This is a genomic window from Hymenobacter daecheongensis DSM 21074 (assembly GCF_900141805.1).
Classification (GTDB): domain Bacteria; phylum Bacteroidota; class Bacteroidia; order Cytophagales; family Hymenobacteraceae; genus Hymenobacter; species Hymenobacter daecheongensis.
On sequence record NZ_FQYN01000010.1, the window covers coordinates 73218 to 97111 of the forward strand.

The window sequence follows — 23894 nt, forward strand, 5'->3', positions numbered from 1 at the left end:
TTAAGATGGTCGTTCCTATCCCATAAGGTCCTTCGCTTTGCTCAGGATGACAGTCGATGTTTGGTAGGATAGCCAAATAATGCCGATGCCGCCGCGCCTGTTTACCTTTGCGGCTTCCTTCTGAACTGTCGCAATGCCCGCCGATACCCTTCCCGCTTCGCTGCCCGAATTATTCAACGCCTTCAACCGCCTCACGGTGCTCATTGTGGGCGATGTGATGATGGACGCTTACGTGTGGGGCAAGGTGAGCCGGATTTCGCCCGAAGCGCCGGTGCCGGTCATCAACGTGGGCCGCACCGAGCAGCGCCTCGGCGGGGCCGCCAACGTGGCCCTGAACGTGCAGGCGCTGGGGGCCACGCCGCTGCTCTGCGCCGTGGTAGGCACCGATACCGGCGGCGACCAGCTGCTGGGCTTGCTGCTGGATCGGGAGCTTTCCGCCGAGGGCATCGTGCGCAGTCCGCACCGGCCTACCACCGTGAAGCAGCGCATCCTGGCCGCCGGCCAGCACCTGCTCCGCATCGACTCGGAAGTGGAGCACGACCTGAACCGCGAGGAAGCCGACATGCTACAGCAGCGCTACGAAATGCTGCTCGGGCAGGCCGACGTGGTGATTTTTGAGGATTACGACAAAGGCGTGCTCAGCCCCGACAGCATCGCGCACTTCATCCGGCTGGCCCGCCAGCGCGGCATCCCGACAGTGGTGGACCCCAAGAAAAAGAACTTCCTGGCCTACGAGCACTGCACGCTTTTCAAGCCCAACCTGAAGGAGCTGCGCGAAGGGCTGAAGCTGGAATTCGGCGATACCGACGCCGACAAGCCGCATTTTGAGGCCGCCGTGGCCCGCCTGCGCGAGCTGCTCACGCCCGAAATCGTGCTGGTAACTCTCTCCGAGCGCGGCGTATTCGCCCAGCACGACGGCCACAAAACCTACCTGCCCGCCCACGTCCGCACCATCTCCGACGTATCCGGGGCCGGCGACACGGTTATCAGTATCGCGGCGCTGTGCGTGGCGCTGGGCCTGCCCGCCCCGCTCACGGCCGCGCTGGCCAACCTGGGCGGCGGCCTGGTGTGCGAAGAAGTAGGCGTGGTGCCCATTGAGAAGCAGCGCCTGCTGGAAGAGGCCCAGGAAGCTAGGCTGTTGTAGCCTGTCATTGCGAGGAGGCACGACATTCCGCGCATGAAGCGGCGTCAATCCGTCCTGAACAATGAGCGAAACCCTGATTAAGCACAAAGCCCTGACGTATGCTTGCGTCAGGGCTTTTTAGTGAAAAGGAGTTGGGTACATTTCAGAGGACGGATTGACGCCGCTTCATGCGCGGAATGTCGTGCCTCCTCGCAATGACAGGGTTTGCAACATGCTTTACAAATTACCTTCCCGCGCCATGGGGCTGAATTCCTTCACCGTGTCAATGAACACGCGCACGTTGTCAGCATCCGTATCGGGGTACACGCCGTGGCCGAGGTTGGCGATGTGGCGCTGGGGGCCGAAGCGGCGCAGCATCTCGATGGTGGCCTGCTGCACCTGCTCGCGGGTGCCGTAGAGGGCGCAGGGGTCGAGGTTGCCTTGCAGGGTTTTCTCGTCGCCGATGGCGGCGCGCACGGCCCGCGGGTCTTCGTTCCAGTCGAGGCCGATGGTGCGGCAGTTGAAGGTGGCAAACTCGGGAATGGCGAAGTAGGCACCTTTGGCAAACACCGTCACGGGCACGTCCGGCAGGGCATTGCAGATTTCGGCGATGTAGCGCGAGGAGAATTCGCGGTAGTGGTTCGGGGGCAAAATGCCGGCCCAGGAGTCGAATACCTGAATGATATTGGCCCCGGCCGCCACCTGCGCCTGTAGGTAAGCAATGGTGGTCGCCGTGATTTTGCGCAGCAGCTCGTGGGCCAGCTCAGGGTTGGTGTAGAGCATCCGGCGGGCCTTGCTGAAGGTTTTGGAGCCATGGCCCTCCACCATGTAGGCCAGAATGGTCCAGGGCGCGCCGGCAAAGCCGATGAGCGGCACGCGGCCGTTCAGGGCCCGCTTGGTTACCCGAATAGCTTCGAGCACGTAGCCCAGGTGCTCCTCAGGGTCGGCGATGCGCATGCGGGCCACGTCGTGCGCGGTTTTTATGGTTTCGGGAAACAGCGGCCCGCGGGCTTCCAGCATCTCGTAGGTGAGGCCCATTGCCTCGGGCACCACCAGGATGTCGGAGAAGATGATGGCGGCGTCCACATCCAGCGCATCCACGGGCTGAATGGTGACTTCGGCGGCCAGCTCCGGCGTTTCAACCAACTCCTTAAAACCGCTCAGTTTCGCCCGCAGGGCACGGTATTCGGGCAAAATGCGGCCGGCCTGGCGCATGAGCCAGACGGGAGTACGTTCGGTGTATTCGCCGCGGGCGGCACGGAGCAGGAGGTCGTTTTTGAGCATAGGAAAAAGGCACAGATAGCCGGAATGGGGGCGCAAGGTACGGCCTGCCGGGCAGGAAATCAGCGGGCCGGCCGCGCTACTTGCCGGCGGCAGCGCTCATTTTGAAAAACTGAATCAGGCCCGAGTCGCCGTTGTCGCCTTGTTCGCTGGCAATGTAGAGGTCGCCGTTGGGGGCAAATGCCAGGCCCTCGGGCTGCGGAAAGCGCTTGCGCGGCAGCTTGCGCACGCGCAGGGGGGTACCCTGGGCATCCAGCTCTGCCAGGGCATTGCCGCTGGCGGCCAGCACAAAAATATGGCGCGTGCCCGGCTGCACGGCCACGGCCGAGGGCGCAAACCGATTGATGGCCGTGCCCTGGCCCTGCTGCTGATCGAGGGCAATAAGCTGGGCCACATCGAGCAGAAACGCGGGCTTGCTGCTGCTGCGGTACGTGGTTGGGTCGAGGCGGTAGATGGCGCGCTTCTGGTCGGGCTGGCCCTCGTTGGCGACGCCCTTGCAGGCCACCAGCAGCGTGTTGGTGGCCGCGTCGTAGGCCAGCCCTTCGGGGTTGTTGGCCGCCGTGAGGCCGGTGCGGTAGGTGGTGGTGAGGCCCTGGTCGGAGTGTTTGAACAGCGTGCCGTCGCTGCGCAGCACCAGCCAGCCGTCTTTCAGGCGGGCTACGTCTTCGTAATCTCCTTTTTTGCCAAAGTGCAGCGTCTTATCTATGCGTCGGGTGCGCAGATTGTAGATGAAAATGGTGCCGGTCTGATCTTCGATGCAGCCCACGCGCTGGTTGGGCAGCAGCGCCAAACCCGAAATCTCGCGCAACTCGGGCGGCAGCGCGTAGGTAGCCGTCGGGCGGCTCAGGTCGTAGGAAGCGGGGCCGGGCTGGGCGGTGGCCGCACCGGTGGCCAGCAGCAAGCAGAAGGGGAGAAGCCGGTTTTTCATGGAAGCAGGTCTTGCGCGATGGTGGCGGGAAAGAGCCTTTTCAACGCATTCGGGCCGGGGGAGTTGGCCTGCCGCCCCGGCTTTTCGCGCCCCGCACCCCGCCTGATTACCTGAAGCGTTGGCCCCAGCGCCCGGCCTACTCCTGAAATAGCGCCTTGATGGCCGTGGCCATAAAATTAACGCCGATAGCCAGCGTCAGAAAGCCCATGATGCGGGCCAGCGCCGCCATGCCCGGCCGCCCCAGAAACCGCGTGAGCCGGAGCGACGACATCAGAATGATATAAGCCGCAAACGCCACCAGCACGAAGCCGAAGAAAATCAGGCCCATATCGAGGTAGGTGAGCTTTTTGGTAAACAGGCCGATGCACACGGCCATGGAGCCCGGTCCCGACAGCATGGGCATGGCCAGCGGCGTGAAGCTGATGTCTTCCTTGTGCATACTTTCTTCCAGCGTGGCATCCGATACTTTGGCGCGGTTGCCGCCCGGCGTGAGCAGGTCGAAGGCCGAGCGCATGAGCAGAATACCGCCCGCGATGCGCAGATGGTGGATATTGATGCCGAAGAAATTCAGCACGTATTGCCCCGCAAAAAACGACACCGACAGCACGCCCACCATATACAGGCAGGCCCGCAGCCCGATCTGGCCGCGCTGGCTGGGGGTTTCGTCCTCGGTCAGCGTCAGAAATACCGGCATGGCCCCGAAGGGATTCACGACCGAGAAAAGCGTGGTGAACGTGGCGAGTAGAATTTCCATAGACCGGGGCAAAACAGCGGCGAAGCGGCTAAAGGTACGAGGGATTGGGATTCAGCAAACCGGTTTTAGCCGTATGTTTGGTGAGCCAACCACCCACTGCCGGGCTCGTACAAGCAGCTTGAGGTCCGTGGTGGCCTCTTTCCCTTTCCCCCCATGACCACTTCTCCTCCCGCCACGCCCGCGGTCCACGAATCCACCGAAACGCCCCTGGTCAGCATTATCATGGGCAGCCAGTCCGACCTGAAGATCATGTCGGCGGCGGCCGAAGTGCTGCGGCAGTTCGGCGTGGCCTACGAAATAACCCTTGTTTCGCCGCACCGCACGCCGCACCGGCTGGTGGAGTACGCCGAAAATGCCCGCAAGCGCGGCCTGCGCGTCATTATTGCGGGTGGGGGCGGGGCTGCCCATTTGCCGGGCATGATAGCCGCCTTCACCACGCTGCCCGTTATCGGGGTGCCCATCAACTCCACCACATCCATTCACGGCCTCGATTCGGTGCTGGCCATGCTCCAGATGCCGGCCGGGGTGCCCGTGGCTACCGTCGCCATCGATGGGGCCATCAACGCCGCCGTGCTGGCCACCGAGATTTTGGCCCTCAGCAACGCCCGCCTTGCCGACGTGCTCGAAAAATACCGCACTTCCCTCAAAGACAAAGTGATGCGCACCATTGAGGAGCTGCGCAAAGGCGGCTTCAGCGACGACTAATTTAATGCGCTGATTCTTTGATGTGCTGATTTCACAATGTGCGAGGCATTGGAATGGCAATGAGCCAGTCAGCCTGTAAGAAATTGTCAGTCACAGATTGATTTTTGCACGCCAATCCGCCATTGCATCAAAAATTAGCCTATCAGCATATCAAGTAATCAGCACAGTACTCCTTCACCTTTCACAACTTCACCATTCCACCACCTTGCCCGATTTCGACGCTTCTTTTTTCTTACAGGCAGGCCGCTGGATAGTGGGGGCGCTGGGCGTGGCGGCAGTAGTAGCCACGCTGCTGCCGCTGCTGAAACAGGAGGCCTGGTGGATTCGGGTGTTCGACTTTCCGCGCCTGCAGATTATCGGCGTGACGCTGCTGAGCGCTGGGGCGGCGGTGGCGTTGCAGCTGCACGCCTCCACCTGGGGGCTGGGGCTGCTGGGCGCGCTGGGTCTCACGGCCGGCTACCAGCTTTTTCGGGTGGTGCCCTACACCCCGCTGGTGCGCAAGCAGGCTGCCGATGCCACGCGCCCCGGCCCCGATGGCCATCTGAGCCTGGCCGTGATGAACGTACTGCAGTTCAACAAGCAGGGCGGGTTGGCCCTGAGTGTCATTCAGGCCTGCGACCCGGACGTGATTATGGCCGTGGAAACCGATCAGTGGTGGCTGGATCAGTTGAAGCCACTGGAAAAAACTCACCCCTACACCTGCCACGAGCCGCTCGAAAACACCTACGGCCTGCTGTTCTTTTCCCGCCTGCCTCTGCGCGAGCCCCGCATCGAGTACCTACTCGACGACGATATTCCCTCCATTCATGCCCACGTGCAGCTGCCCGGCACCGACACCTGGGTGCGCCTCTACGGTCTGCATCCCAAGCCGCCGGCTCCCGCCGAATCGAAAACCAGCACCAAGCGCGACGCCGAGTTGCTGCTGGTGGGCAAGGCTATTGAGGAAAAGGACGAGCCCAGCATCGTGTTCGGCGATATGAACGATGTGGCCTGGTCGCACACTTCCGAGCTGTTCCGGCGCGTCAGCGGCCTGCTCGACCCGCGCGTGGGCCGCGGCATGCTGCCCACCTTCCACGCCGACTACCGCCTGCTGCGCTGGCCCCTCGACCACGTGTTCATCTCCCCCGATTTCAAAGTAGCTAACATCGAGCGCCTGCCCTACGTCGGCTCCGACCACTTCCCCATCTGCATCAAAGTAAGCTACGAGCCCCACGCCAAAGCCGAGCAGGAACAGAACGCCGAGCAAGCCGACGCCGAGGACCACGAGGAAGCCGTAGAGAAAATCGAAAAAGGCTTTGCGGAAGAAGAGCAGCAGGAAGCCCACGAATCCCGCACTACGGCCGAAGCAGTGGTGAAGCTGAGCCACTGAAAGAACGTCATTCCGAGCGAAGCCGAGGAATCCCGCGTGCTGATGCGTGCAAGCAACTCTATTGTCATGCTGAGCTTGTCGAAGCATCTCTACCGCTTCGTATGAACTGCAATTCAACGAAGTAGGAGAGACGCTTCTACTTCGCTCAGCAGGACACGTTTTTTTCTCTGACGTTCTGTGCTTTCTCTGCTACTAGCCAAAGCACAACGCACAAAAAAAGGCCCGAAGCAAGCTGCTTCGGGCCTTTTCACTGAACGACTCAGAATTACTTCTTACCGTCTACTTCTTCGTAGTCTACGTCCGTCACGTTGTCGTGCGGGGCGCCTTGCTGGCCGTTGCCTTGCGCCTGGCCGTCGCCGCCAGGGTAGCCCTGGGGCTGGGGCTCGCCGCCGCCCTGGGTGGCGTTGTACATTTCGGTCGAGGCCGCTTCCCAGGCCGCGTTGATGGCCGCCATGGCGGTATCAATCTGGCTGATGTCCTTGCTCTCGTGGGCCTTCTTGAGGTCGGCCAGGGCGTTTTCCACGGCCGTCTTGTTGCCGGCGCTCAGCTTGTCGCCGTACTCTTTCAGTTGCTTCTCGGTCTGGAAAATCATCGAGTCGGCGGCGTTTACCTTGCCGATGCGCTCCGTCTCGGCTTTGTCCGATTCGGCGTTGGCGGCAGCTTCCTGGCGCATGCGCTCAATGTCGGCGTCGGTCAGGCCCGAGGAGGCTTCGATGCGGATCTTCTGCTCCTTGCCGGTGCCCTTGTCCTTGGCCGATACGTGCAGGATGCCGTTGGCGTCGATGTCGAAGGTTACTTCGATCTGCGGGACGCCGCGGGGGGCCGGCGGAATCGAGTCGAGGTGGAAGCGGCCGATGGTGCGGTTCTGCGAAGCCAGCGGACGCTCGCCCTGCAGCACGTGAATCTCAACCGAAGGCTGCGAATCCGAAGCCGTGGAGAAGGTTTCCGATTTCTTGGTCGGAATCGTGGTGTTGCTCTCGATGAGCTTGGTCATCACGCCGCCCATCGTTTCGATGCCCAGGCTCAGCGGGGTCACGTCGAGCAGGAGCACGTCCTTCACTTCGCCGGTGAGCACCCCACCCTGGATGGCGGCCCCGATGGCTACCACTTCGTCGGGGTTCACGCCTTTCGAGGGCTTCTTGCCGAAGAATTTCTCCACTTCCTCCTGAATGCGAGGAATGCGGGTCGAGCCACCTACCAGAATCACTTCGTCGATGTCGGAAGTGCTCAGGCCGGCGTCCTGGAGGGCCTTTTTGCAGGGGTCCATCGAGCGGCGCACCAGCGAGTCGGCGAGCTGCTCAAACTTGGCGCGGCTCAGCTTCACCACCAGATGCTTGGGACCCGAGGCCGTCGCGGTGATGTAGGGCAGGTTAATTTCGGTTTCGGTCGAGCTGGACAGCTCCACTTTGGCCTTTTCGGCGGCTTCCTTCAGGCGCTGCAGAGCCATCGGGTCTTTGCGAAGGTCGAGCCCTTCGTTTTCGCTGCTGAACTGGTCGGCCAGGAAGTTGATGATGACCTGGTCGAAGTCGTCGCCGCCGAGGTGGGTGTCGCCGTTGGTGCTCAGCACCTCGAACACGCCGTCGCCCAGCTCCAGGATGGAGATGTCGAAGGTACCGCCGCCGAGGTCATACACGGCAATCTTCTGGTCCTTGTGCTTCTTGTCGAGGCCGTAGGCCAGGGCCGCGGCGGTGGGCTCGTTGATGATGCGCTTCACGTCGAGGCCGGCAATGGCGCCGGCTTCCTTGGTGGCCTGGCGCTGGGCGTCGTTGAAGTAGGCGGGCACCGTGATAACGGCTTCGGTTACAGGCTGGCCCAGGTAGTCTTCGGCGGTCTGCTTCATCTTCTGGAGCACCATGGCCGAAATTTCCTGGGGCGTGTACTGCCGGTCGCCGATCTGCACGGCCACCGTGTTGTTGGAGCCGCTCACCAGCTTGTACGATACGTGCTTCGACTCCTCGGTTACTTCGCCGAAGCCGCGGCCCATGAAGCGCTTGATGGATTGCAGCGTGTTCTGCGGGTTGGTAATGGCCTGACGCTTGGCGGGGTCACCGACCTTCCGCTCGCCTTTGCCACCGTCCAGGAAAGCCACAATCGACGGAGTCGTGCGGCGGCCTTCGCTGTTTGGAATCACCACCGGCTCGTTGCCTTCCATAACGGCTACGCACGAGTTGGTGGTGCCGAGGTCAATACCGATTATCTTTCCCATGGGAATGGTTGGTGTTTATAGGATGTGAAATGTCAGTTCAAAGGTGCGAATCACTCGCGCCGGACTGGTTACAAGACGCGTACCAGCCCGGTTTTGGCCGCTTTTCCGTGACAGATTGTCATTTCTGGCGCTGGGGTTTACCGGTTTCGTGCCGGAGTGACTTTCGGGGGCCCAGGCCGCTCCGGATTCTCTGCCAGCTGGACAGGAAGCGGGTTTAGGGCTAAGTCGCGCCTTCGCTCGGCTGGGCCGAGTGACGACTATGCTTGAGCGGCTGTGCCGCGAATCCGGCCGCGCCGTTGCATAACCTTCCCCAACTGGCGCGGAACTCTTACGGCACATTAGTCACTCGGTGTAGCTGAACGACGGCGGGAACTTGAACCTCTGAGCCTAAAATATCTGCGCAGCTTCGCTTCTGGAGTCCTTGGACTTGTTGCAAAAAAACCTTCAGGAAACACCATGGTTTTGGTGTGCTTCCCATAGGTTTGTATCTCACATAGCGTAGCTTGCCGAATCTAACAGGGCACAGGCTTCGATAACCATGATGATAGGTGCGAGCTTGCGAAAATGTCAAAAACAAGAATAAATAAACAACTTTATGACAGAGAACTTCATTACGAGAATATTAATTGAGGACTCCAGAAACATAAAAAATATGGAGATTTCACTTTCTGCTAATACTCGTCAGCATTTGATATTGACCGGGAAGAATGGGAGTGGAAAAACAAGTCTACTGCTTGAAATCAATAAGTTTTTAGCAAAAATAGAAGATGGAAGTATCCAAAGCTATTCGAGTCAAAAAAAACATCTAGCATATTTTGAACGAGAACTGTTACATGCTGATATACAACCAGATGAAAAGTTAAGTCATGAAAGAACAATAAGGGGAATTCGAGAATGGCTTTCAGAGTTTGGGGGCACTAAAATTGTATTTTCAGGATCTGAAGATGAAATTTTTGATAAAACTAGGAAAGGAGAATTTTTGTTGGCTTTTTTTGATTCTAAAAGACATACAAATTTGAAAATACCGAAAGGAATTAATAAAATACATTTACAAAAAAATATAATTTGAATGAAAAAGCAAATGCTGATTTTATTCAATATATTGTAAATCTTAAAGCAGACAGATCATTTGCAAGAGATGATAACGAGAATGATGTTGTTGAAAAAATAGATAAATGGTTTGAAATATTTGAAAACAGGTTGAAACAAATTTTTGACATAAATAGTCTTGAATTGCAATTTGACAGAAAGTCATACAATTTTGACATTACTATTGATAAAAAAACTTCATTTAATTTTAACAACTTATCAGATGGATATTCGGCTATAATAAGCATTGTCACTGAATTGATTTTAAGGATGGAAGCTCATGAGGTTAAGTCTTACAATCTTGAAGGCATAGTGGTTATAGATGAAATCGAGACTCATTTACACGTTGATTTGCAAAAGAAAATTTTGCCATTTTTAACAGATTTCTTTCCAAAGCTTCAATTTATTGTTACCACACATTCTCCTTTTGTTTTATCATCTTTATCCAATGCAACAATTTGCGATTTAGAAACTAGGACTGTTACAACTGATTTGTCGGGATATTCATATGATGCCTTGATAGAAAGCTATTTCAGAACTGATAAATATTCTGATGAAATAAAAAGAAAAATTACTGAATTTGACTATTTGACTTCGCTCGAAGAAAAAACAATAGAGCAGTTAGATCGAATTAGGCAATTGAGAAATTATTTTGCCCATACTCCAAAATATTTATCAAATGAACTTTTGGTTAGGCTGCAGCAGATAGAGCTAAATGAACTGAATTACAAAAAATAATCAAACATGGTGTATTTTGAAAAATCGCAACCTGCTCCAGCTTGTTTGGCCTTGGAAAAAGTAAAAGCTAATGGTGATTATAAATGTGACAATGTTCTTGAAAGGATTAAAGCTGATTTCAAAAATAAATGTTATATATGTGAATGTAAAGAACCTGCGGCAATTAATGTTGAACATTTCATACCTCATGAAGGAGATAATGATTTGAAATTTGACTGGAATAATTTGTTCTGGTCATGTAGTCATTGTAATAATACAAAGTTGGCAAGATATAAAAATATTCTAAATTGTACAAATTCATCTCATGATATAGAAAGTAAATTGAAATATATTTTTAAGCCTTTTCCATTTGAAACTGTACAGATAATAGCGTTAGACGATTGTCCTGAAGCATTAATGACAAGAGATTTGCTTGTAGCTGTATATAATGGAACTACAAGATTAAAGATGATAGAATCGGCTAATCTAAGAAATAAATTATTGGAAGAAATAATGGATTTTCAAAGATTTCTTTGTGATTATTTTAAAGATACGAATACGCAAGAAGATAAAAATTATTTTTTAATAAAAATTCGTGGACATATTCATAGGGGTGCAAATTTTACGGCATTTAAGAGGTGGATTATTTTGGAAAATCAAAAACTGAAAGATGAATTTGAAGAATACTTTGATTGAAAAGTGGCGTCTAGCAAGCGTTTGGTAGTGGATTCAATGCCTAAAAGGTGATTTACTTTATGTTCAGAGTTGAATTTTATGGTAGCAGGATATCTTTCGTCTACGAAATTTACTTCTTTGTAAAGCCCGAGAGCATTGTCTGACAAAAAACAAAGCCACCCTTCTCAAACATCAAAACGGCCCCCGAATCCAACATGGATTTGGGGGCCGTTGTCTTTAAGCGTGGTTGGGATTCGGGACGTTACTCCGTTACTTCCTGCGTCACGGTGACTTTCTCAAACTGTCGCGCTTTTCCCGGCAGGGTTTTGTGCTTCTCCTTGCCCAGGGCCGCGGGCGGATCGGGGACCCAATGGTGGCGGCTGGTACGCGTCTGCCGGAAAACTGTTTGGCCGGGGCTTGCGGCGCATACTATGTAGCCCGGCTTTTTATACCTTTCTGCTCGCTTCAACCCCCTGTCCTGAAATCCGCCGGATGCACAACCTGAGCAAGGAAACCTACCTGGGAACCACCAAACACAAGTTTAGCGGCGGGCAGGGCATAGCGGTGATTGAGGCGGAATACGAGCAGAAGGTATCGGAGAGCTGGCATTCGCACCAGAATGCGCACATCACGCTGTTCCTGAGGGGCGGGACGTTCGAAAAAAGACGGCACGAAACCCACGCCGTGCATCCGGGTTCGGTGCTTTTTTATCACAGCGACGAGCGGCACGTGAATCAACGCACGCTCTTCCCGTCGAAGAATATCAACGTGGAGTTTGACGAAATCTTTCTGAAAACCCACGGCATTACGGAGGAGCGGCTCCGGCAGGGCGCGGCCAATCTGGTCAAGACCAAGCTGCTGATGCTGCGGATTTACCACGAGTCGTTGGTGCAGGATGCGTTTTCGGCTGACTCCATCAGGATGCTGCTGGCCGACTACGCCGCGGATGAGAACTTCGCCCAGCAGTTTCGGCACAACCCCCAGTGGGTGGGCAGCTTGTTTGAGCTGCTGAATGACTGTTGGGAGGAAAGCCCCAGCCTGGCGCAGCTCTCCGGCTCGCTGGGTATCAGTCCCGTTTCTATTTCCAAGCATTTCCCCCGGTATTTCGGCTGCACCTACGGCGAGTATATGCGGCGCCTGAAAATCAGCCGCTCGCTGGAGCTGCTGTCCCGGCCGGCGCTTTCCCTGACGGAGGTGGCCCTGGAGTGCGGTTTCGCCGACCAAAGCCACTTTATCCGGACGTTTAAAGCGCAAACCCGTTTCCTGCCCAAAGATTTCAGGAAGCTATAAGGGGCCGCGCGGCAGGCGCAAAGACTCCCGAAGCGGGGAGAAGCCAGGCCCCGCTCCCGGCAGTATGCCGGCCGCCCGACTTTGGGCCGCCGAAGCGGGGGCAGCGCGCGGTCAGGCTCCGGCGTGCTGGTGCGGCGAAAAGTTGGGTGAGGCTAATTTCATTCTATTTCCGGTTGACGTGGGGTGCCATCTTTGTCACAACAACAACAACAACAACAAAACCGCCCTCCCATGAGCACCGCTTCCTTCAACCGGAGAATTCTGAACAACGCCGTGGCGCGCATTCTGCTCGGCCTGGTCATTTGCGTTATCGTGTTTGTGCTGGCCCAGCAGCTTACCGCCAAGCTCTTCGAGGTATTCCCCCTCGACAGGAACTCCCGCAACCTCCTCAAAGGCCTGGTTGCCTCCGCGGCCGTGCTGCTGGCCTACCGCGGCTTCTACGGGCGCATTGAGCACCGCGCCGTGACGGAACTCTCGCTCCGTGGCCGGGCCGGCACCATCGGCGCGGGGCTGGGGCTGGGTGCGCTGCTGCAGGGCCTGGCCATGCTGGTTATTGCGCTATTCGGGCAGGTGCAGGTACTGGCCGTGAACCCGGTTGCCAGCCTCATCATCCCCCTGACGGTGGCCTTCTCGGTGGCTATTTTTGAGGAGGTGCTCATGCGCGGTATTCTGTTCCGCATTGCCGAGGAGAAGCTGGGCAGCTACCTGGCCCTGGCGGTTTCGTCGGTCATCTTCGGGCTGCTGCACCTGGTCAATCCGGGCGCCACGCTGCTGTCGGGGCTGTGCGTGGTGGTGGCGGGCGGGGTGTTCGGCCTAGCCTACGTGGCCACCCGCAGCCTGTGGTTTCCCATTGCCCTGCACTTCGCCTGGAACTTCATGCAGTCGGGCATCTTCGGCGCGGTTACTTCCGGAAACGACAACACCACCAGCCTGCTCACCACCAAGCTGGCGGGCAGCACGCTGATTACCGGCGGCACCTTCGGCCCGGAGGCCAGCATTCAGACCGTACTGGTGCTGCTGGTTGCGGCCGGACTGCTGCACCGCAAAGCGCAGAGCCGGCTGGTAGCTCCCCGCTGGAAAAGCAAAGCCGCGCAGCCCAACGACCTGGTAATGGCTCGCTAACGGGGGCTCGGTGAAGCTGGGCCGCCAGCCCCAGGTGCCACCAGCCGCCCGGCAGGCGGCGCGCCGCCGAAGCACTGCTACGCTTCGGGTGAATGGCAACCCGACGAAGCAGTAGAGCTGCTTGGGCTCCGCTGCGCCCAGCATGCCGGCCCAAAAGCCTCAACCCGTTTTTTAGGGCTGCGGCCCACCGCCTATGGGGGATAGAATGAAACCTACAAAAGAAAGGGGTGCGCGACAGCGCAATAATATCAGTCAGTTCGCCCCATTCACGGTTTTTCCACATCATCCGCAAAATGGCCTATCAAAATCAAACGTGCATTCGCTACCATTTTAGGTTAATTTCTGGCTTGCAAATGACCGGATAGGGTGCTTTGAGCTACCATTTGGCCCTGCTAAACGTCTTAAAACAGCGTTTTGCAGGGCTTTTTTGGGTGTTAAATGGGCGGATGGCGGGTGTTTAATGGTTGTTTAATGGGTGGTTGGTTGCTGGAGCTGCTTTTGCATCTGTTGCATTTGGGCCATTAGCTGCTCGTACATGTCGCGTTGGTCTTCTACGCGCTCTTCGATGCTCTCGACCTTGTTGTATAAGGTGTCGTCTGGGTTGCTTGCGTCTGGGGAGATGTGTAGCACGAATCGGAATAGTTGTAGGAGGTTCTCTTCTTCGATGTTGTAGGACTGGTGGCGGCGGTTGTCGGAGCGGCAGCGGATGAAGCCGTATTTGGGGATGCGGTTCTTAATGCGCTTGAACTGAACGCCGTGGGTGGCGCTGACGACTACGTAGCAGTCCAGATCACGGATGGAGGGCCACTCACTGCGGTCTAGTAGGACGGCGGCTACGTAGTCGCCGTGCTGGAATTTGGGGGCCATGCTGTCGCCTTCTATTTGCAGCACGATGCCTTGCTTGGGGTTGCCGACCAGCTGGCGTGGGAGGCTTACTGGGGCCAGCTTTTGGTAGAACTCCTGGGACTGGTAGCCGGTGAGGTAGTTGGCCGCCGCCTTGTAGTTGATGAGAGAGAAGGTAGGGTTATCGCTGGTGTCCTGGGTGGCTACTAGTATCTCGGTGTGAACCTGTGTTTGTAGAGGTGGATATACATGATTGATTTTAACAACTCGGTTTACCTCTACATTTTCCTCTACATCTAGCTCTACATTTTCGGGCAGAATAACGGGGCGGTGACCGAACAGTATGAAGTTAGGATTTATTGAATATGTATTACACGTATCGTGAACCATCTCAATAGTAACGTAGCGACGGCCCGTTTTGATGTCGTTGAAGCTCTGTGGCTGCATACCTATAGACAAACAGAATGCCTTATAAGAAGCTGTGAGGCCACTATCCTTTAGCATTTCTACTGCCTCCACCCAATGCTGGCTTATCAGTACTCTCGCTTCTGCGTTCATCCAATCAACTTAGAAATACGCAAAAAACTTATGTCATAACTTGACAATACGTGTTTTGCGTATATATTTGCCGTACTTAAGTGCTGCAAATATGTATAACACGAACGACATACGCCAAAGAATCAAGGGCGAGGCCCGGCGCGGCGACTGGCAAACGGTTGCTGACAAGACGCGCAAGGCACGTAAAACGGTGTACGATATAGTTGCGGGCCGTCGCAATAATGACGCTGTGTTGGCAGCATTTGAGCAACTGCTGGATGAGCGGGCAGAACTCCTACACGGAGCAGCCGCACCAGCTGACGAGGCCGGCGAATGATTCCTAAAGGCAACAAGCTTTGGCTTCGCCGCAGGGAAGTGATGGACTATGGGGTTCTTGAAACATCCATTGACCAAGGGCTTTACCGTAACCGTCGCGGTACGCGGGGCTGGAGCCATGTGTTCGACTCCATTGAAGGGTGTCTGATTGACTATGACACTATACCTGCCCGGACTATTAGGGAGTATGCTATTCCCTCCAAAGCGGAATTACTGGCTCAATACAAAGCCGAAACGCAAGAACTAAAGGCAGCGGAACTGGCCGTGGCCGGCTCCGCCCTCACGGCGCTGCACGCCCGGATGGTATGCCCGACCGATTACAACATCTTCTTTACCCGCGCCGGGCTGACCAGTACGGGCGAAAGCGTGGAGGCGAAAGCCACGCAGCTGACGGAGGCCGCGGGCTGGCTGCGGCTGCTGGCGAACCTGGAAACGCGGGCACAGCTGAAGTCGCTGGGCTTCGAGAAGAAAGACCAGGCCCGCGCCGCCGTGCTCGACCAGGTGCTAGACCAGAAGCTGTATGGACTGCGGGTGAGCAACGTGCGGGTGCTGCAGGCCAAGGAGCTGGCCTTCGCCAAAGCCCTTCAGCTGTCGGTGGAGGACCAGGAAGCGGGCCTTTCGCAGCATGAACGGCAGCGAAACGCGCATGAACGGGCACTGCTGACGCTGGTTCCGGACCGTTATGGGCGGGATAATGCCCGCAAAATAGGCCGTAAACAGGTGGTAAACGGCACCGATACGCGCGTGCTGCTGGCTTCGGGGCAGGTAGATATGAGCGAATGGCACGCGAATACCATCGCGACGCTGTTCATGAACCCTGGTAGCGGCAACAAATTCGACCTGCGGGAGGTGTATCGGCGCTACAAGCAGCGCTGTGCGGCCACGGGCCGCGAGCCGATCTGCACGGAGTCGGGCATGAAGGCGTTTCTGCTGCGCAACGACGTGCGCCAGTTCACGGCCTGGGAGCGGGACGGCCACGCCAGCATTGAGAAGTACTTGCCCCACGTTCGGCGGGAGCGGCCTTCGTACTCGCTGTCGAAGGGTGGCTACGACGGCTTCTCCCTGGACTTCTACACCACGATGGATGGGGCGCGGGTGATGCTGACGATGGTAGCCGTATTCGACTATCACTCCGAAGCCATCACGGGCTTCTCGGTGGGGCTGGTAGAAAACGGCTTTATGGTGCGGGAAATGTACCGCAACCACCTGAATCAGCTGGACGGCCGCAGCTTCATTGAGATTGAAAGTGACCGGTTTTCGGGGAACCTGGCCAAGGATACGCAGCAGATTTTCCGCCGCGCCTGTCAGATCATCACGCAGCCCGCACCGAACGACCCACGGGGCAAGGCACCGAACCCAAAGGCCCGCTTTGTGGAGCGGCTGGGGCAGGAGCTGAACCGGCTGGCGCAGAACGTGGAGGGCTGGAAGGGCACCAACATCACGAGCATCGACCAGCAGCGCAAGGCGAACCCCGACTACGCGGGCACGGCCTCGCAGGGGTCGCTGGAGCTGGGCATTCGGCAGGTGTCGAAGCTGGTGGCGGTGTACAACCACGAGCAAGTGGAGAAATGGAACGGGCAAACCCGCTGGCAGCGCCTGCTGGCCGACCTGAACCCGGAAGCGCCGGTGCTGGATGCGCTGACGCGGGCCACGCTGCTGAGCCAGCACACCGTGACGAGCGTGCGCCACGCGGCGGTGCGCATCACGGTAGGCAACAAAACCCACGAATACCCCTTCCCGACCTACGCCAAATATGCCCACAAGATGGGCAAAGGCCTGAAAGTGCGGGTGTATTACGACGAAACCAACCTGGCTTCGGTGGATGTGTTCGGCTTCGCGGATGCCAAAGACACGGGCACCGACGTGCATCTGGCCACGCTGGGCAAAGGCCAGCGGGTGCAGATGGCCAAGACCGAACAGACCGACGGCGACCAGGCCGAGCTAGGCCGGCAGGACCGCCAGCGCGAAGCTATGCGCGAAGAGATGGACCGCAAGCAGCTGGAAAGCGAGGCCGTGGCCTACGAGCTGGAGGTGCCGGCCGGTATCGGGGTGAAGGCGCTGCGGGCGCTGGTGAAGGGGGCGCGGCTGACCAGCCCGGTGGTGGCGGACTTCGACACCCGCTTCGGGCAGGTGCTGGCGGCCCCGGCGGCGGCGGCCCAGCTGGCCTACTACGATGACGCGCTGCTGCGCGACCAGGGCCACCGGGTGCCGGTGGTGGTGGACGCGCCGGCCCGGAAGACGACCAAAGCGCGGGAGCGATACGACAGCTACAAAGACAGCGGCATCGACTTCAGCTAAACAAAAACCCGCCTCGGTGGCGACCAAGACGGGCTCAATTCAAAACCACTAACACTCACAAACCTATGACTGAAGATCGGAAAGTGCAAATCGCACGGGGCCTGGTGAAGTACATCGAGGACCACAAGGACGCTGGCATGAGCCAGAACAAGGTGGCTACGGTCTGCGGCATGTCGGCCGCGACCATCTCCCACATCATCGCGGGCAAGTGGAACGCGGTGCCGGCTCAGGGCGGCACGCGCACTACTACCGTCACGGATGCCATCTTTTTGAAGATTGAGGCGGCCCTGGGGCTGACGGCGGACTTCTTCGAGACGGACAACTATGCGGCCATCTTCGGGGCCTGCATGGATGCCAAGGTTCGGAAGGAGTGGCGCATCATCGACGGGCTGACGGGGGCCGGCAAGTCCTTCGCCGTGGAGCGTTTTGCCCGCACGCAGCCACGCGAAACCTTCCTGATCCGGTGCAAAAACACCATGAACGCGAAGGAATTCATGCAGGCCATTGCCCGCGCCGTGGGGGCCTGCGAGGTGGGCACGCGCCACCGCATCTGCCAGAGCATTGCCGACCGGCTGCTGACCATGACGCACCCGCTGCTCATCATCGATGAGTCGGAAGCGCTGTTCAAGCGCACCAGCGAAGGCGGCTTCGGGGCCATAAAGGACATCTGCGATGAGGTGAAAGGCCGGGTGGGCATCGTGCTGGTGGGGGCCAACGACTTCCTGGAGCAGCTGCGCCTGCGGGCCATGAACCTGCGCAGCTGCTTCCCGCAGCTGGTAAGCCGCTTCGCCACGGCTCCGGTAGCGCTGGAGGTGCTAAGCCGGGCCGACGTGGAGCTGATTGCGCCAGCCTTCGGTGTGCAGGCGAAGAAGGAAATGGACCGGCTGTATGACGGCGCGGCCAACTTCCGGGAGCTGTTCGACGCGCTTCGTCGGCAACAGGCCGACCAGTACCTACTCAAAGCGGCTTAGGGCGATGGAACAGACACCGCAAGGATGGCTGTGGCCGCATAAAGCTGCCGTTCGCCACTACTTCAACGGGGCCAACGCCAATGCCTTGTGTGGGCGGGTGAAGCAATCGAGGCTGCCCGGCTCCAAGCTCCGAGACAATCACCATCGGAGCATGCACAACTGCAAAATCTGTCAAGAAAAACGCGAACAGCTTCAGCAAAATGGGTAAATCTATCAGCATACACGAGCTGGATAAGAAGCATTATCCGCTCATGCCGCTCTCAGAAGAGTGGCAGCAATACATCGGGCATCCGGAAATTGGGTTTCGGATGCTGGTCTGGGGCGAGTCGGGGCATGGCAAAACGACCTTCGTAGTGAAGCTCTGCAAGGAGCTGGCGCAGCATGGCAAGGTGTACTACAACTCCATCGAGCAGGGCGAGGGGGCTTCCATTCAGAAGGTGATGCGCCTGTGCAACGTGACGGCCGACTGCAAACCGGGCTCCTTCATGCTGGGCGACCGGGACTCTTATCAGGAGATGTGGGATAAGCTGGCCAAGCCCCGCCAGCGCGTCCGGTTCGTGGTCATCGACTCGCTGCAGTACATCAGCCTGACCAAGGACCAGTACAAGCAGCTGACCGAAACCTTCCCCCGCATTGCGCTCATCATCATCAGCTGGTCGGAAGGCTCGGGGCAGCCGAAAGGCGACACGGCCAAGAGCATCCGCTACATGGTGGATATCAAAACCCAGGTGAAGAAGGGCGTGGCGCGGTCGGATAGTCGCTTTGGGGCGACGGTGCCCTACCAGGTGATTCCGTGGGAAGAGAAGGAACGGGCACCGGCGGCCAGGGGCCAGAAGCTGCTGGACGTGGGGCAGCAACAGTTAGCGCTGGTAGAAAATGGCTAAGACCCAGCTGCTAAAAAATTACATGGTGAAGCGGCTCGACCACGGCCGCATCCGCTTTATCCTCCGACCTGATGAGCACCTGGCACTAAAAGCCTTGCTGGAAGAAGTAGCGGACGATATGCTGGATGGTCTGGATGAGTTCGCAGACGCGGTATCTGCCTGGCTTAGGGCGCTAGCGCAGGAAATGCTTACCCGCCGCTACCTGCTGATGACGCTGGCAGACAAGGAAAACACCTTCGTGCTGTCGAAAAGCGAAGCCCTCGGGGTGCTTTCCATCCTCTGGTCGGAACCACTGCTGGAAACCCGCCCGATCCTGCAAATTCTATTTGGAGAACTCCACCAACTGCTAAGCTGATGAACACACGCCTGGAAATAGAGCTGCTCACGCTGGAGGTGTGCGAGCGGCTGCACCTGACGCTGGCCCAGGTGATGGAAGTGCAGGTGGACCTGGCCAGCGACTACCTGAAAGCGCTGTGCCGGGGCGGGTGGCTGGCCGGTCCGGAAGAGGCCCAGCTGCTGGCGATGCTGCCGGAATTCTGGGCGTGGTGGCGGCAGCGATGGGCCAACCGCGACCGAAACATGCTGGCCGGCCTGAACCCGCTGGCGGTGCTGGAATGGCAGCAGCAGGGCCGGCCGATGCAGGCGCTGTACTTCGAGCTGTGTCGGCACCTGGCTTACGCGGGCGGTGCCGCTTACCCAAACGATGTGATAATGGCCGCTTTCGAGGCCGAAAAACGCAGACAACAACTCACTTTTTCAACCCTTAAAGACCTGTTTAACTGATGAAAAACGCAACCACAACCCCCGCAACCCGGCCTACGAAGGTGGCCAAAACGCCCCGCGCTGAGGCCGAAGCCCTGATGACGCGCTACGCGGCCCTGAGCAAGGCATCAGCCGACATTCTGGAGGAAGCCAAGAAGGCCGCCGCGCCCAAGCTGGATGAGATGGCCGACCTCAAAGAGAAGCTCCAGGCGTGGAGCGAGAAGCACCCCAACGAGTTCGGGGGCCACAAGATGCTGAGCGTGGAGGCCGGCGTGTTCGGCTTCAAAGCCGGGGTGAAGTCGGTGGCTTTCCCGGACCCGGAAACCGCTCCGAAGGACATTCAGGCCAAGTACCTGAAGCTGGTGCGGGCCGAGCTGCCCGCCGCCATCATCGAGAAGGTGGACTCCGGGGCGGTGGTGAAAGCCTGGGGCCTGGTGCCGGCCCTGTGCAAGGGGCTGGAAAAGCTGGGTATCAGCATTAAGCAGCCCGATAATTTCATCGTCACAGCTAAGAAGTAGACCGATGGCCAGCATCTTCGATGTAACCCCGCTGACAGAAACGGGGATGGAACTTGCTCACCGTGCCGTGATGCACGATGTATGGCTTGAGCGGGTACGGCAGATAGAAAAGTTTGGCTGGCAAAATCGCCCCCCTTTCGAGTGGAAGATTATCCTGGACGAAGAAGTGGGTGAAGTATCCCACGAGGTCTGTGAGGTCTATTTTCAAGGGGGTGAGTTCAGCGAAAAATATCGGAAGGAAATGGTAGAGGTGGCGGCGGTTGCTCTGGCCGCCATCCAGAATTACGACTACCGCAAGGCAAGGCTGGATGCCGAAATCCAGGCCGCGAAGGAACAGCTAAGAGGCTCCAGCGGCCGGGTGCTGCGCTCTTAGTTCCCCAGCCCGGATGGCATACAGCGTGGTTCGAGTCCACGCCGGGCGCTATTTCTTTTCACCCTAACCCTTCTGCTATGCTCAAACTCCTGGCCCTGGCGGTGCTGCTCCGGCTGCACGCCCACCACCCCCGCGAAGCCGAACCCCCGGCCCCCCGGCCGGCCCTGGTGGCCTGTACGGAATAAGCTTTTCACCTTTTACTTACCCTTCACACACTCATGGAAAACGCAAATAAGAAGCCCCAGGGCACCGCCTTCTTTGGCAATCTGCCGGCCGTGCCGGTCCTCATTCTCATCATCTGGCTGGCAATGACGGTGGTGTATTATACCATTGGCCTCTCGCACGATGTGAGCCTGCCCATTGTGCTGGCCACGGTGGTGTGGTTCATTGTGTGGCTGGTTCGGGCGGTGCGTCGTGCATAGTTCGATAGTGCTGTGGGCGGCGGCGCTGGTATCCATCGGGGCCGCCGACCTCTTCGCCCACCGGGATGAGCTGACGGCCCGGCGCTTCCGGGAGCTAAGCCCCGCGACGGTAGCGGGGGAGCTGGACCGGAGCCGCAACCGGCGCTGGCACCGGCTGGGGGCGCAGCAGCGCCTGGTGATGGCGGGCGTGCTGGCCTCTTCGGTGAGCCTGGCGCTGGGAAGCCAGCGGGCGTTCTGGGTGCTGCTGCTGCTGTGCGGGGCGCTCATCACGCTGTGCTTCGATATCAGCTTCAATCTGCGCTTCGGGCAGCGCTGGTGGTACGCCGGCACCACGGCCCTCACCGATGAGCTGCTGAACAAGCTGGGCCTGAAACACCAGCTGAATGCCGGCAAGCTGGCAGCGGCGGTGAAGCTGGCGGCGGTGCTGGCCGGCGTGGCCGGCTGGATTTTCTGGCTTTAGTACCTCAGCCCGGACGGCATACAGACGTGGTTCGAGTCCACGCCGGGCGCTATTTACCTACCTCAATGGGATACGATCAACTCACATTCACCTTCGCGGAAGGCTACGAGCTGCCTGTAGTGGCTGCGCTACCCACCGGCCCCAGTGAGCCGGATGATGTGCTGAGCTACGACCGGTATGTGGTCTTTTTCAGTGGAGGAAAAGACAGTGTGGCCAGTGCTCTGGAGCTATTGGAACGTGGTGTGCCAGCCCATAAGATTGAGTTGTGGCATCACATTGTGGACGGCCGTGAGGGTTCTACCCTCATGGATTGGCCTTGCACCAACGATTACTGCCGGGCTTTTGCGGAAGCCTTTGGTATGCACATCTACTTCAGTTGGAAGCACGGCGGGTTTGAGCGGGAGATGTTGCGGCACAACAGCCGCACGGCTCCTATCAGCTTCGAGGTTCCCACCTCAGCGGGTACTGAGATAAGCACTGTCGGCGGCACGGGTGGTAAGGAATCAACCCGACGCCTATTTCCCCAGGTGTCAGCCGATTTGTCGGTGCGTTGGTGTAGTTCCTACACTAAGATTCATGTAGCTCAAGCGGCGCTTCGTAATCAAGCCCGCTTTGAACAAGCTCGAACGCTGCTGGTGAGTGGCGAACGTGCAGAGGAAAGCCCAAATCGTGCCCGGTATACAGCTTTTGCCCCAGATGCCACCGACGCTAGGAACAGCCCACGGTTAGCGCGGCACATGGACCGCTGGATGCCGATACATCAGTGGAGCGAGGTGCAGGTATGGGACCTGATGCGCAAGTACAGTGTCAACCCTCACCCTGCATACCGGCTGGGGTGGTCCCGCTGCTCTTGTGCAGGCTGCATTTTCAACGGAGCCGATGAGTTTGCTACGCTTCGCCGCATCAATGCCCAGCAGTTCGGGCAGATGACAACCCACGAAACAGACTTTGGGCGCACCATCAAGCGTGCTACCACCCTCGATACGCTGGCAGACCAAGGCAAGCCCTTCCCCGTGAAGGCATCTGATGTAGCAGCAGCCCTCAGTGAAACCTGGTACGAGCCCATCATTTTGTCGGATTGGGAGCTGCCAGTTGGTGCTTTCGCCAAAGGAAACGGACCTAGTTAATCCCCCCACTTATGAAACCCATCAACCCCAACCAAAACAAGCTGCTCCACCTGTTGCTGACGCAATGCGAGCTGGAGCACATGAAGGAAACCCTGGTGAGCAGCTTCACCGATGAGCGCTCCACCAGCTCCACCGATCTGACGGAGCACGAGGCCGGCTGCCTGATTTGCTACCTGCAGGATGAGCACAACCAGAAGTGCAAGCCGATGCGGGGCAAAGTTATTCACTACCTCTGCCTGCTGGGCTACGTGGATGACCACGGCAAGGCCGACTGGGCACGCATCGATAACTTCATTGTGAACATCGGGAGCAACAACCCGCGCCGGGTGCGGCTCAACTTCCTCTACCGCTCGGAGCTACCCAAAGTGGTGAGCCAGGTGGAGGCGATGTATAAGCATGAAACGAAGCGGCTGGCCAAATGAAAACGGTACGCGAACAAACCGCCGTGGTGCGCCAGGTGCTCCAGCGGGAGGAAGCGGCGGGCCATGCCCACGAGGCCGACTGCCTGCGGTCGGTGCTCATCACGCTGGCCCGGCATGAGGCCCCGCAAAGCCAGCCCGCGGCCGAACTACCGGAGGGGCTGTCGCTCTACAAGCAGTTCGAGGCCCAATACCGTATCTTCCACCAGCGCGAAACCGGGCTGACGGCCAAGATGGATGGCAGCGAAGGCAAGGCGCTGAAGGCTATCATCGAGTACCTGAAGCAGAACTCACGGGCAGGAAATGATGCGGGTGCCCTGGCGGGCTGGTCTTACGTGCTGGACAACTGGGAGCACCTGACCGACTTCCTGAAGCAGCAGACCAGCCTGAAGGCCATCAACAAGTACCTGGCGGAAATCATCGGGCTCATCAAGAAAGCCAACACCAAACTGGTCCCTATAAAGCCTGACCCAGCCGTGGCGCGGAAGCGGCAACGGCTGCTGAGTGACTTGGATGAGGCCCGGAACACGCTGGCTTTTCTCACGAACCTGGAGCCTTACGCGAACCAGGCTGCCCACATTTCGGGGGCTAAACAGCGAGTAACTGACATTGAAACGGAGCTTAACCAACTCGCATAAACGCTTAATTTGCACACGATTTTCCCTGAACCCTACACCAAAAAACT

At 57.8% G+C, this 23894-nt stretch carries 26 protein-coding genes; 21 read left to right on the forward strand and 5 right to left on the reverse strand.

The window, feature by feature from the left end; all coding sequences use genetic code 11:
* Nucleotides 1-133: 133 nt before the first annotated feature.
* Nucleotides 134-1144 carry a bifunctional heptose 7-phosphate kinase/heptose 1-phosphate adenyltransferase gene (locus BUB62_RS17050; protein ID WP_073112213.1) on the forward strand — a complete coding sequence of 337 codons (1011 nt, stop codon included), beginning with the start codon at nucleotides 134-136 and terminating at the stop codon, nucleotides 1142-1144.
* Between the two features lie 216 nt (nucleotides 1145-1360).
* On the opposite strand, the gene hemE is transcribed toward BUB62_RS17050, so the two are convergent.
* The 3 genes from hemE to BUB62_RS17065 all read right to left on the reverse strand — a co-directional run bounded on the left by hemE (nucleotide 1361) and on the right by BUB62_RS17065 (nucleotide 4086).
* Entirely contained in the window at nucleotides 1361-2407 is a 1047-nt protein-coding gene (gene hemE, locus BUB62_RS17055; RefSeq protein WP_073112215.1) for a uroporphyrinogen decarboxylase, read from the reverse strand.
* A gap of 76 nt (nucleotides 2408-2483) precedes the next feature.
* Nucleotides 2484-3332, reverse strand: coding sequence for an SdiA-regulated domain-containing protein (locus tag BUB62_RS17060; protein ID WP_073112217.1), 849 nt, complete (start codon nucleotides 3330-3332; stop codon nucleotides 2484-2486).
* Nucleotides 3333-3468: 136 nt separating this feature from the next.
* Nucleotides 3469-4086 carry a MarC family protein gene (locus BUB62_RS17065; RefSeq protein ID WP_073112219.1) on the reverse strand — a complete coding sequence of 206 codons (618 nt, stop codon included), beginning with the start codon at nucleotides 4084-4086 and terminating at the stop codon, nucleotides 3469-3471.
* 153 nt (nucleotides 4087-4239) lie between these two features.
* Between BUB62_RS17065 and purE the strand changes: the two genes are divergently transcribed.
* A complete protein-coding gene (purE, locus tag BUB62_RS17070; protein WP_073112221.1) occupies nucleotides 4240-4791 on the forward strand; it encodes a 5-(carboxyamino)imidazole ribonucleotide mutase in 552 nt (183 codons plus the stop codon).
* Nucleotides 4792-4996: 205 nt separating this feature from the next.
* On the forward strand, nucleotides 4997-6160 hold the full coding sequence (locus BUB62_RS17075) for an endonuclease/exonuclease/phosphatase family protein (RefSeq protein WP_200799944.1): 1164 nt from the start codon (nucleotides 4997-4999) through the stop codon (nucleotides 6158-6160).
* Between the two features lie 265 nt (nucleotides 6161-6425).
* Here BUB62_RS17075 and dnaK read toward each other — a convergent pair whose 3' ends face one another.
* Nucleotides 6426-8366, reverse strand: coding sequence for a molecular chaperone DnaK (dnaK, locus tag BUB62_RS17080; protein WP_073112223.1), 1941 nt, complete (start codon nucleotides 8364-8366; stop codon nucleotides 6426-6428).
* Between the two features lie 652 nt (nucleotides 8367-9018).
* Here dnaK and BUB62_RS19185 point away from each other — a divergent pair.
* The 5 genes from BUB62_RS19185 (at nucleotide 9019) to BUB62_RS17105 (ending at nucleotide 13259) form a co-directional block, all read left to right on the forward strand.
* The gene (locus BUB62_RS19185; RefSeq protein ID WP_159437486.1) at nucleotides 9019-9435 is read left to right on the forward strand and encodes an ATP-binding cassette domain-containing protein; all 417 of its coding nucleotides are present in this window, start codon (nucleotides 9019-9021) and stop codon (nucleotides 9433-9435) included.
* Nucleotides 9432-10193, forward strand: coding sequence for an AAA family ATPase (locus tag BUB62_RS17090; RefSeq protein ID WP_073112227.1), 762 nt, complete (start codon nucleotides 9432-9434; stop codon nucleotides 10191-10193). The genes BUB62_RS19185 and BUB62_RS17090 overlap by 4 nt, the downstream gene beginning before the upstream one ends.
* Nucleotides 10194-10199: 6 nt before the next feature.
* On the forward strand, nucleotides 10200-10868 hold the full coding sequence (locus BUB62_RS19450; RefSeq protein ID WP_200799945.1) for an HNH endonuclease family protein: 669 nt from the start codon (nucleotides 10200-10202) through the stop codon (nucleotides 10866-10868).
* A 471-nt stretch (nucleotides 10869-11339) separates the two neighbouring features.
* The gene (locus BUB62_RS17100; RefSeq protein WP_073112231.1) at nucleotides 11340-12137 is read left to right on the forward strand and encodes a helix-turn-helix transcriptional regulator; all 798 of its coding nucleotides are present in this window, start codon (nucleotides 11340-11342) and stop codon (nucleotides 12135-12137) included.
* A 231-nt stretch (nucleotides 12138-12368) separates the two neighbouring features.
* On the forward strand, nucleotides 12369-13259 hold the full coding sequence (locus tag BUB62_RS17105) for a CPBP family intramembrane glutamic endopeptidase (RefSeq protein ID WP_073112233.1): 891 nt from the start codon (nucleotides 12369-12371) through the stop codon (nucleotides 13257-13259).
* 468 nt (nucleotides 13260-13727) lie between these two features.
* Here the strand turns inward: BUB62_RS17105 and BUB62_RS17110 are convergent, their stop codons facing one another.
* A complete protein-coding gene (locus BUB62_RS17110; protein WP_143164249.1) occupies nucleotides 13728-14549 on the reverse strand; it encodes a S24 family peptidase in 822 nt (273 codons plus the stop codon).
* A 202-nt stretch (nucleotides 14550-14751) separates the two neighbouring features.
* Between BUB62_RS17110 and BUB62_RS17115 the strand changes: the two genes are divergently transcribed.
* The 13 genes from BUB62_RS17115 (at nucleotide 14752) to BUB62_RS17175 (ending at nucleotide 23847) form a co-directional block, all read left to right on the forward strand.
* A complete protein-coding gene (locus tag BUB62_RS17115) occupies nucleotides 14752-14976 on the forward strand; it encodes a hypothetical protein (RefSeq protein WP_073112237.1) in 225 nt (74 codons plus the stop codon).
* Between the two features lie 263 nt (nucleotides 14977-15239).
* Entirely contained in the window at nucleotides 15240-17273 is a 2034-nt protein-coding gene (locus BUB62_RS17120; protein WP_143164250.1) for a hypothetical protein, read from the forward strand.
* 65 nt (nucleotides 17274-17338) lie between these two features.
* Complete coding sequence (locus BUB62_RS17125) at nucleotides 17339-18244, forward strand: AAA family ATPase (protein ID WP_073112241.1); 906 nt, start codon at nucleotides 17339-17341, stop codon at nucleotides 18242-18244.
* A 200-nt stretch (nucleotides 18245-18444) separates the two neighbouring features.
* Nucleotides 18445-19128 (forward strand): hypothetical protein, encoded by a 684-nt coding sequence (locus BUB62_RS17130; protein ID WP_073112243.1) that lies wholly within the window; start codon nucleotides 18445-18447, stop codon nucleotides 19126-19128.
* Nucleotides 19121-19483 carry a hypothetical protein gene (locus tag BUB62_RS17135; RefSeq protein WP_073112245.1) on the forward strand — a complete coding sequence of 121 codons (363 nt, stop codon included), beginning with the start codon at nucleotides 19121-19123 and terminating at the stop codon, nucleotides 19481-19483. The genes BUB62_RS17130 and BUB62_RS17135 overlap by 8 nt, the downstream gene beginning before the upstream one ends.
* Nucleotides 19483-19911, forward strand: a complete 429-nt coding sequence (locus BUB62_RS17140; RefSeq protein ID WP_073112246.1) for a hypothetical protein — start codon at nucleotides 19483-19485, stop codon at nucleotides 19909-19911. Before BUB62_RS17135 ends, BUB62_RS17140 begins: the two co-directional genes overlap by 1 nt.
* On the forward strand, nucleotides 19911-20408 hold the full coding sequence (locus BUB62_RS17145; protein WP_073112248.1) for a host-nuclease inhibitor Gam family protein: 498 nt from the start codon (nucleotides 19911-19913) through the stop codon (nucleotides 20406-20408). Before BUB62_RS17140 ends, BUB62_RS17145 begins: the two co-directional genes overlap by 1 nt.
* Before the next feature lie 4 nt (nucleotides 20409-20412).
* Nucleotides 20413-20781, forward strand: coding sequence for a hypothetical protein (locus BUB62_RS19455; protein ID WP_073112250.1), 369 nt, complete (start codon nucleotides 20413-20415; stop codon nucleotides 20779-20781).
* 218 nt (nucleotides 20782-20999) lie between these two features.
* The gene (locus BUB62_RS17155) at nucleotides 21000-21203 is read left to right on the forward strand and encodes a hypothetical protein (protein ID WP_073112252.1); all 204 of its coding nucleotides are present in this window, start codon (nucleotides 21000-21002) and stop codon (nucleotides 21201-21203) included.
* Nucleotides 21196-21663: a hypothetical protein gene (locus BUB62_RS17160; protein WP_143164251.1), complete on the forward strand. Its 468-nt coding sequence runs from the start codon at nucleotides 21196-21198 to the stop codon at nucleotides 21661-21663. The genes BUB62_RS17155 and BUB62_RS17160 overlap by 8 nt, the downstream gene beginning before the upstream one ends.
* A 65-nt stretch (nucleotides 21664-21728) precedes the next feature.
* A complete protein-coding gene (locus tag BUB62_RS17165; RefSeq protein ID WP_084539167.1) occupies nucleotides 21729-22790 on the forward strand; it encodes a phosphoadenosine phosphosulfate reductase domain-containing protein in 1062 nt (353 codons plus the stop codon).
* A gap of 11 nt (nucleotides 22791-22801) precedes the next feature.
* Nucleotides 22802-23212, forward strand: coding sequence for a hypothetical protein (locus BUB62_RS17170; protein ID WP_073112256.1), 411 nt, complete (start codon nucleotides 22802-22804; stop codon nucleotides 23210-23212).
* Nucleotides 23209-23847, forward strand: a complete 639-nt coding sequence (locus tag BUB62_RS17175; RefSeq protein ID WP_073112258.1) for a hypothetical protein — start codon at nucleotides 23209-23211, stop codon at nucleotides 23845-23847. Before BUB62_RS17170 ends, BUB62_RS17175 begins: the two co-directional genes overlap by 4 nt.
* The last annotated feature ends 47 nt before the right edge of the window (nucleotides 23848-23894 follow it).

Coding starts and splice junctions, on each gene's coding strand:
- BUB62_RS17050 (WP_073112213.1), top strand. CDS start 134: ATGCCCGCCGATACCCTTCCCGCTTCGCTGCCCGAATTATTCAACGCC.
- hemE (WP_073112215.1), bottom strand. CDS start 2,407: ATGCTCAAAAACGACCTCCTGCTCCGTGCCGCCCGCGGCGAATACACC.
- BUB62_RS17060 (WP_073112217.1), bottom strand. CDS start 3,332: ATGAAAAACCGGCTTCTCCCCTTCTGCTTGCTGCTGGCCACCGGTGCG.
- BUB62_RS17065 (WP_073112219.1), bottom strand. CDS start 4,086: ATGGAAATTCTACTCGCCACGTTCACCACGCTTTTCTCGGTCGTGAAT.
- purE (WP_073112221.1), top strand. CDS start 4,240: ATGACCACTTCTCCTCCCGCCACGCCCGCGGTCCACGAATCCACCGAA.
- dnaK (WP_073112223.1), bottom strand. CDS start 8,366: ATGGGAAAGATAATCGGTATTGACCTCGGCACCACCAACTCGTGCGTA.
- BUB62_RS19185 (WP_159437486.1), top strand. CDS start 9,019: ATGGAGATTTCACTTTCTGCTAATACTCGTCAGCATTTGATATTGACC.
- BUB62_RS19450 (WP_200799945.1), top strand. CDS start 10,200: ATGGTGTATTTTGAAAAATCGCAACCTGCTCCAGCTTGTTTGGCCTTG.
- BUB62_RS17100 (WP_073112231.1), top strand. CDS start 11,340: ATGCACAACCTGAGCAAGGAAACCTACCTGGGAACCACCAAACACAAG.
- BUB62_RS17105 (WP_073112233.1), top strand. CDS start 12,369: ATGAGCACCGCTTCCTTCAACCGGAGAATTCTGAACAACGCCGTGGCG.
- BUB62_RS17110 (WP_143164249.1), bottom strand. CDS start 14,549: ATGCAGCCACAGAGCTTCAACGACATCAAAACGGGCCGTCGCTACGTT.
- BUB62_RS17115 (WP_073112237.1), top strand. CDS start 14,752: ATGTATAACACGAACGACATACGCCAAAGAATCAAGGGCGAGGCCCGG.
- BUB62_RS17125 (WP_073112241.1), top strand. CDS start 17,339: ATGACTGAAGATCGGAAAGTGCAAATCGCACGGGGCCTGGTGAAGTAC.
- BUB62_RS17130 (WP_073112243.1), top strand. CDS start 18,445: ATGGGTAAATCTATCAGCATACACGAGCTGGATAAGAAGCATTATCCG.
- BUB62_RS17135 (WP_073112245.1), top strand. CDS start 19,121: ATGGCTAAGACCCAGCTGCTAAAAAATTACATGGTGAAGCGGCTCGAC.
- BUB62_RS17140 (WP_073112246.1), top strand. CDS start 19,483: ATGAACACACGCCTGGAAATAGAGCTGCTCACGCTGGAGGTGTGCGAG.
- BUB62_RS17145 (WP_073112248.1), top strand. CDS start 19,911: ATGAAAAACGCAACCACAACCCCCGCAACCCGGCCTACGAAGGTGGCC.
- BUB62_RS19455 (WP_073112250.1), top strand. CDS start 20,413: ATGGCCAGCATCTTCGATGTAACCCCGCTGACAGAAACGGGGATGGAA.
- BUB62_RS17155 (WP_073112252.1), top strand. CDS start 21,000: ATGGAAAACGCAAATAAGAAGCCCCAGGGCACCGCCTTCTTTGGCAAT.
- BUB62_RS17165 (WP_084539167.1), top strand. CDS start 21,729: ATGGGATACGATCAACTCACATTCACCTTCGCGGAAGGCTACGAGCTG.
- BUB62_RS17170 (WP_073112256.1), top strand. CDS start 22,802: ATGAAACCCATCAACCCCAACCAAAACAAGCTGCTCCACCTGTTGCTG.
- BUB62_RS17175 (WP_073112258.1), top strand. CDS start 23,209: ATGAAAACGGTACGCGAACAAACCGCCGTGGTGCGCCAGGTGCTCCAG.